Here is a 15,034-nt window from a genome sequence, read left to right on the forward strand (position 1 = left end):
TTATTGGTACTTGATGTCCGCGTCGTAGCTGCTGCCACCGGGGCGGCCGTCCTTGCCCAGGCTCATCAGATCGAACGGCTGGCCATCGCCGGGCACGCGGTATTCGATGGTGTGGCCCCACGGGTCGTTGAGTTCGGCCGGCTTGGCGTACGGGCCCAGCCAACCGCTGCTGCCGCCGGGCTGGGTGACCAGGTCGTCGAGCTTGCCCGGCAACTTGCCGGTGTCGAGCTGGAAATTCTCGATCTTGCCGGCCAGGGTCTGGATCTGCGATTTGGCCAGGTTGGCCTTGCCGCGATCGGCGCCGCCCAGCACACGACTGCCCACCAGGGTCAACACCGCGCCGATCAGCACGATGACGATGATGATTTCCAGCAGGCTCATGCCGGCCTGGGCTGCACGCGACGGACTGCGGGTAATGGAACGCTTGATCATGAACGATTTCCTTGCACGTCGATGAAGGATGCTGCCGCCAGCAGATGACACGGCGACCATTGCATTGGTTCCCGCGTGGGTGTTGCGCGGTCACCGGAACGTTGTGGTGGATACCCCGCACAGCTGAACGCACTGCGCGACGCTACCGAAGTGTACGAGCGATACCCGCCGATGCCGAGCCCCGCTCGGGTCCGGCTGACGGCAACGCAGCGGTGTGGGTCATTGCACTCAGCCGATCGCATTGGTGAGGTCATACAGCGGTACCAGCACCGAAATGATGACAAGCCCCACCACCGAGGCCAGCACCAGGGTGATCAACGGCACCAGCGCCGCCAGTGCGCGATCGATGGCCTGCGCGGTTTCCAGCTCGAAGGTATCGGCGGTCTTGAGCAGCATGGTGTCCAGGGCGCCGGATTCCTCGCCCACCTGGATCATCTGCAGCGCCAGCCGCGGGAACCGCTTACCGCGCGCCAGCGACACCGACAGGCCATGGCCGTTCTTGACATCGTCGGCAGCGGCGGCCACATCCTCCACCAGCGCGGTATTGGACATCACGTTACGCGCGATGCCGATCGCCGCAAGCAGCGGCACGCCATTGCGCAACAAGGTGCCCAGCGTGCGCGTGAGCCGTGCGGTTTCCAGTCGCGCGATCAGGCTGCCGATCACCTTCTGGCGCAACAACCATTCGTCCAGTGCCGCGCGGAACGCCGCATTGCGACGCTTGCGATCCAGCCAAAGGCCCAACACGCCCGGCACCACCACCAGCACGATCCACCAGTCGCGCACCAGCAGGCCCACGCTCAGCACCGCCTGGGTGAACCACGGCAAGGCGACATCCAGGCTTTCGTACATCTGCGCGAACTGCGGCACCACATAGCCGAGCAGGAACAGCAGCGCGCAGCCCACCACCGCCAGCAGGATCGCCGGATAGATCAGCGCGTTGATCACCTTGCCCTTGAGCGCGCGGCTGCGCTCCAGGTAATCGGCCAGCCGCTGCAAGGTGTCCTGCATGCTGCCGCCGGCCTCGCCGGCGCGCACCATGTTGATGTACAGCTTGGAAAACAGCCCGTGCTGGCGCTCCAGCGCCGAGGACAGCGGCGCGCCACCGCGCACGGTGTCGCGTACATCGGCGATCACGCGCCGGCTTTTGTCGTCGTCGGGCAGGTCCATCAGGATCGACAGGGCGCGATCCAGCGGCTGCCCGGCGCCGATCAGGGTGGACAGCTGCTGGGTGAACTGCACCAGCGCCGCGTTGTCGAACGGCTTCTTGCGCAGCAGCATGCGCAACGACGGCGAGTCGTTTTCGCCGGTGGCCAGGCGGGTTTCCACCGGCAGGTGGCCCTGCTCCTGCAGCCGCAGCGCCACCTCGGCATCGTTGGCCGCTTCCATCTGGCCATCGAGCATTTCGCCGTGGGCGTCGAGCGCCTTGTAGCGGTAGAGGGGCATCAGTAAACGCCGGGACCGGGGACCCGGGACCGGGGACTCGGGAAAAACGATGCGCTGCGCACCTGCGGCCTGGCCGCGCCTCGGTACGCGCGCGGCAGATGTCTGACCAAACCATTGGCCTGGCTGTCCCCGGGTCCCCGGTCCCGGGTCCCCTGTCCCGTCGCCCCACCGATCACGCATCCTCCGTGACGCGCAGTACTTCCTCGATGGTGGTTTCGCCACGCAGGGCCTTGGACAGGCCGTCTTCGTACATGGTGCGCATGCCGGCCTGGCGGGCCAGTTGTTCGATCTCGCCCATGCCGGCGCGGCGCATCACCGCACGGCGCAGTTCGTCGTTCATCACCAGGAATTCGACGATGGTGGTGCGGCCCAGATACCCGGTCGGCGCCGCCGCCGAGGGACGCGGGCGATACAGGAAGATCTCGCCATCGGGCTGCAGGCGGCGCAGGTTGAAGCGTTCGATCTCCTCCGGCGATGCGGCATAGCGTTCGGCGTTGGCCAGATCGAGTTTGCGCACCAGGCGCTGCGCCAGGATACCGTTGATGGTGGAGGTGAGCAGGTAATCCTCCACCCCCATGTCGAGCAGGCGGGTGATGCCGCCGGCAGCGTTGTTGGTGTGCAGCGTGGACAGCACCAGGTGGCCGGTGAGCGCGGACTGGATCGCGATACGCGCGGTTTCCAGATCGCGCATTTCGCCGATCATGATGATGTCCGGGTCCTGGCGCACGATGCTGCGCAGCGCATTGGCGAAGTCCAGCCCGATCTGCGGCTTGGCCTGGATCTGGTTGATGCCCTCGATCTGGTATTCCACCGGATCTTCGACGGTGATGATCTTGACGTCGGCGGTGTTGAGCTGGCTCAGCGCAGTGTATAGCGTGGTGGTCTTGCCCGAGCCGGTGGGGCCGGTGACCAGCATGATGCCGTGCGGCTGCTCCAGCACCTTGCGGAACTGCGGCAGGAATTCTTCGGTGAAGCCGAGCTTGTAGAAGTCGAACACCACCGTTTCGCGGTCCAGCAGGCGCATCACCACGCTCTCGCCATGCGCGGTGGGCACGGTGCTCACGCGCAGGTCCAGCTCCTTGCCCTGCACGCGCAGCATGATGCGCCCGTCCTGCGGCAGCCGGCGCTCGGCGATGTTGAGCTTGGCCATGATCTTGATGCGGCTGATCACCGCGGCAGTGAGCTTGGCGGGCGGGCTTTCGCCTTCCACCAGCACGCCGTCCACGCGATAGCGCACCTTGAGCCGGCTTTCGAACGGTTCGATATGGATGTCGGAGGCGCGCAGCTCCACCGCGTGCTGGATCACCAGGTTCACCAGCCGGATCACCGGCGCTTCAGAGGCCAGGTCGCGCAAGGCCTCGATGTCGTCGCTGCTGTTGGCGTCGCCGTCGGCGGTTTCCACGATGGTGCCCATCGCGCTGCGGCCCTGGCCATACCAGCGCTCGATCAGATCGTCGATTTCCGAGCGCAGGCCGACCTGCAGGAACAGCGCACAGCCGGTGGCAAGACGGACCGCATCGATGGCGTAGTCGTCGTGCGGGTCGGCGATCCACAGATCCAGCCGGCCATCGCGTTCGCCCACCGGGCACAAATGGAATTGCTTGAGAAACCGCAGCGACAGACCCTGCACTTCGGGCAGCATTTCCGGCGGTGTGTCGCCGAGCTGGCGCGCGTCCACCAACGGCAGGCCGAGCACGTCGGCGCAGGTCTCTGCGTGATCGCGTTCGGACACCAGGCCCAGACGGCCGAGCAGGGCCAGCAGGCCCATGCCCGATTCGGCCTGCAGCTGGCGCGCGCGCAGCAGATCGGTGTCCTTCAGACGGCGGCGTTCAAGCAGCGCTTCGACGATGCGCATCTCCGCGCTTCGATGCTCAATTGGATCGACGGCAACCGCGTTCACACTCGTCTCCACTGGTCCGGCGCCGACTGTAGCAGTTTGCCGCGACGATCAACCGCACGCATCTGAATCGCCCTGAAAAACGATGCCCCCGGTGATGAGCCGGGGGCATCGGTCACACTATTGTCCGCACTTACTGTCGCGCGACGAGCGTCACCTTCGCATAGTCCATCGCACCCACCAGCTTGATGTAGTAGGTGCCCGCCTTGGGCGCGGTGAAGCGCACGGTCTCGCTGTTGCCCGGACGCGTCGACTTGGCGTCGAAGCTGGTGGCGCTGGGCTCGGCCTCATGGCTAACGTAGACCGACACATCGCCGGTGCCGCCGTAGGTCATGAAGCTCAGTACCGCGCCGGCCTTGGCTTCGAAGCTGTACAGCGTGGAGCTGCCATACGTGCCGCTCAGGCCGGTCAGCGGCACCTTGTTGGTCAGCGCGATGGCGGTCGGGGCGCAGGTCTCGGTGTCCGGATCGCACGGCTCTTCGAGCACCGCTTCCAGCGCGGCCTTGGCATCGACGATGCCGCTGCCGATCGGGGTGCTGGCCGGCGGGGTCACCGGGAAGCGACGGCTGGTCTGCTTGAGCAGGGCCTCGACCGCGGCCGGGGTCAGCGGGCCCTCGCCCAGGCCGATGGCCGCGCTCTGCACCAGGGCCACGATACCGGCCACGTGCGGGGATGCCATCGAGGTGCCGCCCATTCCCATGTACGTGTAGGAACCGGAGGTCGGAGTGGTGGCGCCGGTGTAGCCGGACTGCCAGACGTAGCCGCCCGGGTTGCCGTCCACGCTGCCGCCACCGCCCGGGCCGGACAGATCGACCTTGCTGCCGTAGTTGGAGTAATAGGTGATGCCGCCATTGATGCGGGTAGCACCGACGGTGATGGTGTTGTTGCAGCTGGCCGGCGAATGGTTGGCCGCATCTTCGCCACTGTTGCCGGCCGCCACCACCACGGTGGTGCCGCGCGACACCGCGCCATTGATCGCCAGTTGGGTCGCCGAATCGCAGGCACCGCCGCCGCCCAGGCTCATGTTGATGACTTCGGCCGGGTTGGTGTTGGCGGGAACGCCCTCGACCGTACCGCCGGAGGCCCACACGATCGCATCGGCGATGTCGGAGGTATAGCCGCCGCAGCGGCCTAGCACACGCACCGGCAGCACGGTGGCCTTCGGCGCCACGCCTGCCATGCCGACGCCGTTGTTGGTCGCTTCGGCCACGGTGCCCGCGACATGGGTGCCGTGCCAGGAGCTTTCCTGCGCCACGGACCCGTCATAGCAGACGTTGTCGGCTTCTTCCCAGTCGCCGTAATCCAGCGCGCCAGGCACGCGGGCGTCGGTGGGGCGACGCGAGACTTCGGCATCGGTGATGAAGTCATAGCCCTGCAGCAGATTGCCGGCAAAATCCGGATGACCCGGCAGGATGCCGGTATCCAGCACCGCCACCACCACGCCGGCACCCTGCGACAGGTCCCACGCGGCCGGCGCGTTGATGCCGCCGTTCGGGTTGCTCAGGTGCCACTGGTACTGCGCGTACAGCGGGTCGTTGGGAACCAGCTGCGGGCTCACGTCGGTGGCGGCAACGCTCTTGTTGATCTCCACCGGGCGCAGCATGCGGTCGATCTGCACGTCGGCCACGGACGGATCGTTCCTCAGTTCGACCACGACCTTGTCCACCTGCGCGGCGGTCAGGGTGCTGGACAGCTTGATCAGGTCCGAGCCGATGCCCAGCTTGCGCACGTACGTGGCCTTGGCAGCGGCAGCGCTGCTGCGTGCGCCGGTGCTGGCGCCAACGCGGCCGACCGCGGCCTGCACCGCACCCAGCTTGCTGCTGCGATCGGTCGCAGCGGCGGTATTTTCCTTGTAGCGCACGATCAGGCGGCTACTGAAAGCGGCGCCGGCCGGAGCTGCCTGGGTCGGTTCCTTGACCAGCAGTTTCGGGGCGGCTGCCAGGGTGCCGGAGGCACCGAGCGCCATCATCAGGATGGCGCCGGTCAGCGGGGTGAGGCGGAAAGTCTTGTCGATCACGGTGAAGTCCTCTTCGTGTTTTTCGTGAATCAGGCTTGGAGCAGCGTCGAAAACGCCGTGCAGCCGCTGCGCGGCCTGCGGTGATTTCTCGGTCGCCCCTGGTACGGCCATTCCTCCATGCGAATCCGTTGGCTGGCCTAGCCACGGTCCTTGCCCGCCCCCTCAGGCCCTGCCCTGCCGCGACGGCGCGCATCGGCGCCGCCGCGTTTGATGCAACCGCTTACCAGCCGAAACCGGCGCCCACGCCGATCGAACGGTCGTCGCCGCTGAGCGCACCGCCCACGGTCAAGGTGGCGCGCGGGCTGATCGCACGCTGGTAACCCACCGACAACGCCGATTCGCCGTTCTGGAAACCGACACCGGCACCGATGCGGTTGGGCGAGGCGATACCCGCCACGCTGGCGGACATGTTCAACATCGCCGAGCTCATCGCACCCTGGCGGTCCAGGCGACGGTTCTGCCTGCGCAGACGGTCCTCGATATCGCCCTGGTAGCTTTCGAAGCTGTCGGCCATCGCGCTGTAGCGGCTGTCGGTGTAGCTGTTGGCCGCGGCAACCCCGCTGTCCAGCTGGCCCTTGTTGACCGCATCGGTGGCACGCGTACCGGCGGCCACATTGGCCACCTGACGCTCGCCGCCCACGCTGCCCACCGACACCGTATTGGCGCGGTCGGCGACCGAGCCCTGGCCCAGTGCCACGGCACCCTGCGCGGTGGCACGTGCACCCTGACCGATCGCAGTGCCGGACGCAGCGGTCACCTGCGCGCCTTCGCCCATGGCCACCGCATTGGTGGCCACTGCCGCGATCTGCGTGTTGGCGCCCACCGCCGTGCTGCCATCGGCATTGACGCGTGCATTGCTGCCGATCGCGGTGTCGTTGGGGCCGTGCGCATAGGCGCTGCCGCCGATGGCCGTGCCGGTCACGTGGTTGGCCACCGCGGCGGTACCGACTGCCGTGGAGGTCGCTGCCGGGGTGATGGCGCCGACCACTGCGGCGGTCGGCGTGCCCTGCACGCCGGCGGTTGCGCCGCTCCCGTTGCCTGCAGCAGCCGCCGGCACCGGCGCATTGCCCGGCGACACCGGACGTGCAGGAGTGCCGGCAATCGCAGTGCCAGTGCGCACGTCCAGCTCGCTGACCTTGCTGTCCAGCGCGGTCAACGCAGCGCCCACGTTGTTGTAGCTGGCACCCTGGATCACATAGGTCGGCGCCACGAACACGCCTTGCGCACCGATCGCCGCGCCACCGCCGAGGAAGCTGGCCGCATTGCTCAGCGCCTGGTACAGCTGGCCGCCATTGATCGCATCGGTACTGGCATCGGTGATCGCACCGGCACCTACATTGACGATGCGACGCGTGGCCGGGCCACCGCGACCATTGCCGCTGCCCACCGACACGGTATTGGCGTCGTAGGTGCGCGACCCAGAGCCCAAAGCCACCGAATCGGCGCCGCTGGCACCGGCATTGGCACCCAGTGCCACGGCATTGCTGCCGCTTTCGCGCACGAAGGAGTTGTAGCCCAGCGCAACGCCGTTCTCGCCGATCGAGTTGGTCTGACGGCCCATCGCAGTGCTGTTCACGCCGCTGGCGCTGCTGTCCACGCCCATCGCGCTGGCACCGGTGGCCGAAGCCTTGCTGCCGGAGGCGATGGCGACGCTGCGTGCGCCAGTGGCAGCGGCACCTGCGCCGGCGGCAGTGCTGCGATCGCCCTCGGCCGTGGCCACGCCATCGCCGGTGGTCTTGAACTTGCTGCTGGTGTTCTGCACATCCGCAGACAACGCATCCAGCTGGCCCTTGTTCACCGCGTCGGTCGCCGCCTGGCCATCGCTGACATTGACGATGCGACGCGTGGCCGGACCGCCGCGACCATTGCCGCTACCCACCGACACCGTGTTGGCGTCGTAGGTGCGCGAGCCAGAGCCCAAAGCCACCGAATCGGCACCGCTGGCGCCGGCATTGGCACCGAGCGCCACGCCATTGACCGCGCTCTGCCGCACAAAGGAGTTGTAGCCCACCGCGGTTGCGTTTTCGCCGATCACATTCACCTGACGACCGACACCGGTGCTGTTGATGCCGGTGGCCGACGCATCCACGCCGACAACGCTGGCACCGATCGCATCGGCGCGGCTGCCGCCTCCCACCGCCAGCGTGTTGTCGGCCAGCGCGGCTGCGCTCTGGCCCAGTGCACTGGCGTTGAGGCCATCGGCAAAGGAATTCCAGCCGATCGCCGTGGTGTAGTCCGCCGTGGCCCACGCACCCGCGCCGAAGGCCGCCGCACCGGTACCCGACGCACGCGCCGGGATGAAGCCGAAGAACGTGCTGCCGCCGACGGCGACGCTTTCATCGCCGGTGGCTTCGCTGAATTCACCCACGGCTACCGCGCTGGCGCCGGAGGCCTGCGCTGCGGCACCGACTGCGGTGCTGTAGTCGCTGGATGCCACTGCGCCGTAGCCCAGTGCCGAAGACAACCGGCCGGTGGCTTCGCTGTAGCCACCGAACGCGGCGCTGCCGACATCCGAGGCCGTGCTGCGGAAGCCCATCGCCGTGGCCTGGTTGGCCGAGGCAACTGCCTCGTTGCCCACCGCCGTGGTGTAGGTGGAGATGGCCTGTGCGCCGGCGCCGTTGGCGGTGGCGCCCACATCTGCGGCAAGCGCGTCGCTGCCGAACGCGCTGCTGTTCTCGCCCAGCGCCTGTGCATTGCTGCCCACCGCTGCACCGCCGATGCCGCTGGCCAGTGCATTCAGGCCGACCGCCGTGGCCGCATCGGCAACGGCTTGCGCGCCGGCACCCAGGGCGGTGGTGCCGCTGCCGGTGGCATTGGCGCCCTCGCCTGCTGCCAGGGCGTTGTCGCCCTCGACATACGCGCCGGCATCGCTGTCATCGCTGCCGCTGGCCTGGAAGTACTTGCTGGTGGCCGCGCCGGCCTCGGCAACGGCGTTGAGCTGATCCAGGTTCACCGCATCGGTGCCCTGCGTACCGGCAGCGACGTTGGTGATCTGCCGTTCGTTGCCGGCACTGCCCACCGACACCGCGAAGTCGCGGTCGGCCACCGAATCGGCACCCAATGCCACGCTGCTTTCGCCGGTGGATTCGGCGAAATTACCCAGCGCGGTGCTGTTGAGACCCGGCGCCCAGGCCGCGCCGCCCACGGCGGTGGAGTAGTCGCCGGAGGCTTCGGTCGGCAGCAGGCCGAGCAAGGCGCCGCCCACCGACACGCTGTGGTAGCCACTGGCCACACTGCCCTGGCCTGCGGCGACGCTGTAGGCGCCCGTTGCGGTGGCATCACCGCCCACGGCCACCGTGTTCGAACCGCTGGCGGTGCTGAAATTACCCAGCGCAGTGCTGTTGAAACCGCTGGCGGTGGAATACCCACCCAGGGCGGTGGAGTAGTTGGACGTGGCTTCGGCGCCGAAGCCGAACGCCGCGGCGCTGGTGCCGTTGGCGACACTCTCCGCGCCGACGGCGGTGGCCGATTCGCCGCTGGCGCTGGCGAAATACCCCATCGCGGTGGATTCGCTGCCCTGCGCCTCGCTCAACGCGCCGACCGCCAGCGAACCATCGCCATAGGCGCCTGCCGCTGCGCCGAGCGCGGTGCTCTGCGCGCCGGCCGCTTCGCTCTCGCCACCCACGGCCACGGCGTAATCGCCACTGGCCTGGCTGAAGGCACCATTGGAAACGCTGCCGAAACCGCTGGCCGCCGCGTTGTAGCCGGCGGCATTGGCGTATTGCGCGGTGGCGCTGGCACCGCTGCCGATCGCCACCGCACCGATGGCGGTGGCCTGGCTGCCGGCACCGAAGGCGCTGCTGTAATCGCCATCTGCGGTGGCATCGGAGCCGGCGGCAGTGGCATCTTCGCCCTGCGCCAGCGCGGTGCCTTCACCGGTGCCGGAATACAGGCGCGCGGTATTTTCGGCAGCGCCAGCCACGGCGTTGAGCTGGTCCAGATTCACCGCGTCGGTGCCTTCGGTGCCGGCAGCGACATTGGTGATCTGGCGCTCGCCGCCGACCGTGCCCACCGACACCGTGTTGGCGCGATCGGCGAGCGAGCCTGCGCCCAGCGCGACGCTGTTGTCGGCAGGTGTATACGAACCGCTGCCAAGGCTGACGCTCTGCGCGCCCGAAGCGTTGGATTGCCAACCCAGCGCGACGCTCTCGTCGCCACCCGCATAGGATTGGCCGCCAAGCGACGTGGCGCTCTGGCCAGCCGCGACTGCATAGGTGCCCGCAGCGATCGACGCGAGGTTGGTTGCAGACGCATTCGCGCCCAGCGCCGTGCTGTCATCGCCGTAGGCGACACTTTCCGTACCGATCGCGGTGCCACCGTCACCCCACGCCACACTGGCAAGGCCCAGCGCGGTCGACGCGGTTCCGTTGCCGATGCTGTCGTAACCGATCGCCGTTGCACCGCGCTCATTGGCGACGCTGTAGCCGCCGACGGCGGTGCTGGAAGCTCCCAATGCCCTGCTGTCGGCACCGAGCGCGGTAGCGTGGATACCGCTGGCGCTGCTGTAGGCCCCCACCGCCGTGGCGTAGACGTCGCTGGCGCTGGCGTAGCTGCCAACGGCAGCGGTACCCGTCGCAGCGGCCTGACTGCTTGCACCGAATGCAATGCTTTCGTCGCCCGACACGTTGCTGGAGACGCCCAGCGCAACGCTGTCGGTGCCGCTGGCGTTGCTCTGCGCACCGATCCCGATCGCGCGCTCACCGCCGCTCAAGGCGGTGTTGCCGATCGCGATGGAGCCGGTGCCACCGGCACCCGAACTGAACCCCAGCGCCACGCTACCCTCGCCGTAAGCGGTGCTTTCCGCACCCACCGACGTGCTCAGATCGCCCCATCCCACGCTGGCGAACCCCAGCGCGGTGGATTCGAGCCCGTTGCCGATGCTCTCGAAACCGATCGCAGTGGCACCGCGGCCTTCGGCCACGCTGGTGCTGCCGACCGCCGTGCCATAGAAGCCCGACGCCGTGCTGTCCGCGCCCAGCGCGGTGGCGTAACGGTCGCTGGCAACGCTGTTGAAACCCACCGCGGTGGCATTGTTGAAATTGGCCACCGCACCGCTGCCGACGGCGGTGGTGTTGATGTCCGACGCCAGGCTACTGGAGCCCAGCGCGGTGCTGTAGTCGCTCAGCGCCGATGCGTTGGAGCCGGCAGCCACGCTGTCGACACCTTCGGCCAGCGCGCTGCCGTCTCCGGTGGCAGCAAAGCTGCGCGCGGTGGCCGAAGCCACATCGGACACGGCGGTGAGCTGATCCAGGTTCACCGCATCGGTGCGTTCGGTACCGGCAGCAACGTTGGTGATCTGGCGTTCCGCACCGTCAGCGCCCACCGACACGGTGTCGGCGCGCGTGGCCACCGAATTGGCGCCCAGGGCCACCGAGTTGGCGCCGCGCGCGGTGCTGTAGTAGCCCAGCGCCGTGCTCAGTTCGCCGCTGGCCCAGGATTCTGGACCAACCGCGGTGGCGCCCTCGCCAGGCGCATAGGCGAAGTAACCCACTGCGGTGGCTTCGCTGCCGGAGGCTTCGCTCAGCGTGCCTACGGCGGTGGTGTAGGTGCCCGAGGCGATCGCACCGGCACCCAGCGCGGTGGAAGCTTCACCGCTGGCCTGGGTCTGCACGAAGAAGCCCAGCCCCGGAATCAGATCCACCGGGCCGCCCACGGCGGTGCTGCTGGTGCCACTGGCGCTGGTCTGGGTGCCCACGGCGGTGGCGTAATCGCCAGCGGCGTTGGCCACCGCACCGAACGCGGAGGACTGCGCGCCGGCGGCATAGGCGCCGACGCCGAACGACGAGGCGGCAAAGCCATCGGCATTGGCGCTGGCACCGACGGCGGTGCCGCCGACCCCGGCGCTGGTGGCGCCGGTATCGACCGGCACGCCGCCGTTGGTGATCAGCGGCTGGCCGTCTTCGTCCACTGCCGCGCCGCCAACGGCCACGCTGGCGGGGCCATTGGCCTGTGCGTTATGGCCGAATGCCGCGCTGTTCTGTCCCGATGCCAGTGCGTTGGATCCCACTGCCGTCGCGTTCTCGGCCACCGCATTGGCGCCGGTGCCCAGCGCGGTAGTGGCGGTGCCCACTGCATTGGCACCGTCGCCTGCGGCCAGGGCGCGCTCGCCTTCGACATAGGCGCCGACGCTGTCTTCGCCCGGGCTGGCCTTGAAGAACGTTGCGGTGTCTTCGGCCACATCGGCCACGTCCTGCAACTGCGCCACGTTCACCGCATCGGTGGCGTTGACGCCGGCGCTGACGTTGGTGATGCGGCGCGTGGCCGGGCCACCGCGGCCATTGCCGCTGCCCACCGAGACCACGTCGTCTTCGTGGGTGCGCGAGCCGGCACCCAACGCGACCGAATTGGCGCCGGTGACGCCGGCATTGGCGCCCAGCGCCACGCCGTTTTCGCCCGCCTGGCGCACGAAACTGTTGTAGCCGATCGCCACGGCGTTCTCGCCGATGGCATTGGTCTGGCGCCCGATCGCGCTGCTGTTCACACCGCTGGCGCTGCTGTCGGCGCCGGTGGCCACCGCGCCGGTCGCACCGGCATGGCTGCCGGCACCGATGGCGGTGGCCTTGGCGGCAGGTGCCGACGCACCGCGGCCGACTTCGACCGATTGCGCGCTGGCGGGGAGAGGGGTGACGAAGCCGGCGCTACCTAGCGCCAAGGCGATGGCAGCGGCCAGTGCCAGGCTCTGCCGGCGGTCGATGAGCGAGGCCTGCGCTACTGCTCCAGGGCTGTCGCCGCTGGCCAGTTCCGAGGCCACCGTCCACACACCCAACGATTTGTTCCAGACCTTGCGATAAATCCGATTCATCGACGTACGACTCCTGAGTTGTTGGGACTGGTTTTTGTCGAACCCCCACCATCGAATGGCCCTGCGAGCCAGGCGATTCCCCGTGGTTGTTGGCGCCATGTGCCGATCGGCGGTGCGCGGCGAACGCCTGCACCCTGGATAGTCAAAAAGTGAACGCTACCCAACCATAGAACTGCGCAGAGTGTTAACAGCCGTCAAATCGGGCGTCAAGTTTTTGACAGGAAGCGAAGTTAAGTGTGTTTTTTGTCACACTTCTGCTTGCTTTTATTATTTTTTTGATAATTCTTTGGAAAACATGGACCTAGATCATGTCCTTGGAGACATTTCCAGACTGAATGGCTGGAACCGCCAGGGACAAAAAAAGCCCGCTGGCAGGACGCCAGCAGGCTTGGTTGCGCAAAATTGCAGGTCAGCGGCCGGTCAAACCTCGGCCCAGGACTGCCCGCGCGGTGCCCCCGACCCGTGGGGGCGACATGCGCCAAAGAACCGGCGTGGCGCCGGTGTCCGTGCGCGGCGGCGGATCATTGACGCGCCATCACGCTCACCCCACTGAAGCGCGGCCCTTCCAACTTGACGATGTAGGTGCCGGCGCGCGGCGCGGTGAAGCGCACCGTCTGGCTGGTGCCTACACGTGTGGAAGCACCGTCGTTGTCGGTGGCGCTGGGCTCGCGCCCCAGGCCCACGTACAGCGACGACTGGCCGCCCCCGCCAAAGCTGATGAAGCTCAGCACCGCACCGGCCGCGGCGTCGAAGCTGAAGATCTGCGCATCGCCGGCAACATTGGACACCCCGCGCTCGGGCACGTTGTTGCGCAAGGCCACGGTGTCCAGGCGGCAGCCGATATCGCCGGCGGCGCAGCGGCGCAACGCACGCGTCACCGCTGCACCGGCATCGACGATGCCGCTGCCGGCAGGCGTGGCGGCCGGCATGGGCACCGGGAATGCACGCGCGCTGCGCTTGAGCAGGCGTTCCAGGTCTACCGGCGGCAGTGCCGCGCGGCCGTCGGCGATCAGCGCGCTCTGCACCAGCGCGGCTACCCCGGCCACATGCGGTGAGGCCATCGAGGTGCCGGCAAAATCCACGCCGAGATAGGTGAACTGGCCCGATGTCGGCGTGGTCAGCCCGGTGTAGCCGGCCTGCCAGACCCAACTGTCGATCGGACCATCGAGCGGGGGACCGCCCTGGGTCAGGCTCGCAGCGCCGCCGGGCCCGGCAAGATCGATCTGCGCGCCGAAATTGCTGTAGAAGGCCAATGCCCCGGTCGCACCGGTGGCCGCCACGGCGACGACATTGGCGCAACCGGCTGGCGATATATCGGCCACATCGACAGCGCTGTTGCCGGCAGCCGCCACCACGGTGGTGCCGCGCGCCACGGCGCTGTCGATGGCGAGCTGCATGGCCGTCTCGCAGCCGCCTCCGCCGCCCAGGCTCATGTTGATCACCTCGGCCGGCGTGGGATTGTCGGGCACGCCATCGACGTGGCCGCCGGATGCCCAGACGATGGCGTCGGCGATATCGGAGGTGTAGCCACCGCAATGACCAAGCACACGTACCGGCAGGATCTTCGCCTTGTAGGCCACGCCCGCGCCGCCAATGCCATTGTCGGTCACCTCGGCGACCGAGCCGGCCACATGCGTGCCGTGCCAGGTACTGGGCTGGGCCACCGAGAAGATCCCGCAATCGCCGTCCTGCGCCACCCAATCGCCGCGATCCAGGGCACCGGGCACGCGCGCATTGCTGGGGCGCCGCGACACCTCGGCATCGGTGATGAAGTCGTAGCCCGGCAACACGTTGGCTGCCAGATCCGGATGCGTGGGCAGGATGCCGGTATCCAGTACCGCCACCACGATGCCCTCGCCCTGGCTCAGCGCCCAGGCGGCCGGCGCATCGATACCACCCACCGGATCGATCAGATGCCATTGGTTGGTCTGCAGCAGCGGGTCGTTGGGCAGGCGGCCGCCGCTGCTCTGCAGCGGCACCTTCATCCGATCGATCTCGGCATATTCCACCGCCGGGTCGGTACGCAATTCGCCCAGCACGCGCTCGGCGTCGCCACGGTCCAGCGCGCGCGGCAAGCCGATCACCTCCGCACCCACCGACAGCGTGCGCAGGCGCAGCGGTTGTGCCGGTTGCGCACCACCGCGCGCAACCGGCGCCAGCTGGATCGAAGCGCGGTGGGCGGCCGCCGTGACGCTGTTGATCGACGTCGATGCACTGCGCGTGGCGGCGGGATTGCGGTATTTGACGATGAGCCGTTGCACCGGCGCATCGTCGATGGCCTGCTGGCGCCGCTCGCCGGCATCGCTGGTGCCAGGGTCGGCAGCGGATGCCGCGCCGCCGAGCGACAGCGCGAACGCAGCGCAGAGCACGGCCAGGTGTTTGGAAACATGCGAATGGATCACGGGAATATCCTTGTGCTGGGAAAACTGCCAATGAGGGA

General features: G+C 68.1%; 6 protein-coding genes. All 6 read right to left on the bottom strand.

Translation table 11 applies throughout. From position 1 onward, the window contains the following. The gene (gspG, locus tag XcodCFBP4690_RS01630; protein ID WP_104539334.1) at positions 1–432 is read right to left on the bottom strand and encodes a type II secretion system major pseudopilin GspG; all 432 of its coding nucleotides are present in this window, start codon (positions 430–432) and stop codon (positions 1–3) included. A 228-nt stretch (positions 433–660) separates the two neighbouring features. Then, complete coding sequence (gene xpsF, locus XcodCFBP4690_RS01635) at positions 661–1,878, bottom strand: type II secretion system protein XpsF (protein ID WP_104539335.1); 1,218 nt, start codon at positions 1,876–1,878, stop codon at positions 661–663. Between the two features lie 172 nt (positions 1,879–2,050). Beyond that, a complete protein-coding gene (gene gspE, locus XcodCFBP4690_RS01640; protein ID WP_208622667.1) occupies positions 2,051–3,778 on the bottom strand; it encodes a type II secretion system ATPase GspE in 1,728 nt (575 codons plus the stop codon). A gap of 130 nt (positions 3,779–3,908) precedes the next feature. Beyond that, entirely contained in the window at positions 3,909–5,792 is a 1,884-nt protein-coding gene (locus XcodCFBP4690_RS01645; RefSeq protein ID WP_104539477.1) for a S8 family serine peptidase, read from the bottom strand. A gap of 220 nt (positions 5,793–6,012) precedes the next feature. Beyond that, positions 6,013–12,594: an ESPR-type extended signal peptide-containing protein gene (locus tag XcodCFBP4690_RS01650; protein WP_104539337.1), complete on the bottom strand. Its 6,582-nt coding sequence runs from the start codon at positions 12,592–12,594 to the stop codon at positions 6,013–6,015. Between the two features lie 521 nt (positions 12,595–13,115). Further along, positions 13,116–14,996 (bottom strand): S8 family serine peptidase, encoded by a 1,881-nt coding sequence (locus XcodCFBP4690_RS01655; protein WP_410049840.1) that lies wholly within the window; start codon positions 14,994–14,996, stop codon positions 13,116–13,118. Positions 14,997–15,034 lie beyond the last annotated feature (38 nt).

It is taken from the genome of Xanthomonas codiaei, from assembly GCF_002939785.1.
Classification (GTDB): Bacteria; Pseudomonadota; Gammaproteobacteria; order Xanthomonadales; family Xanthomonadaceae; genus Xanthomonas; species Xanthomonas codiaei.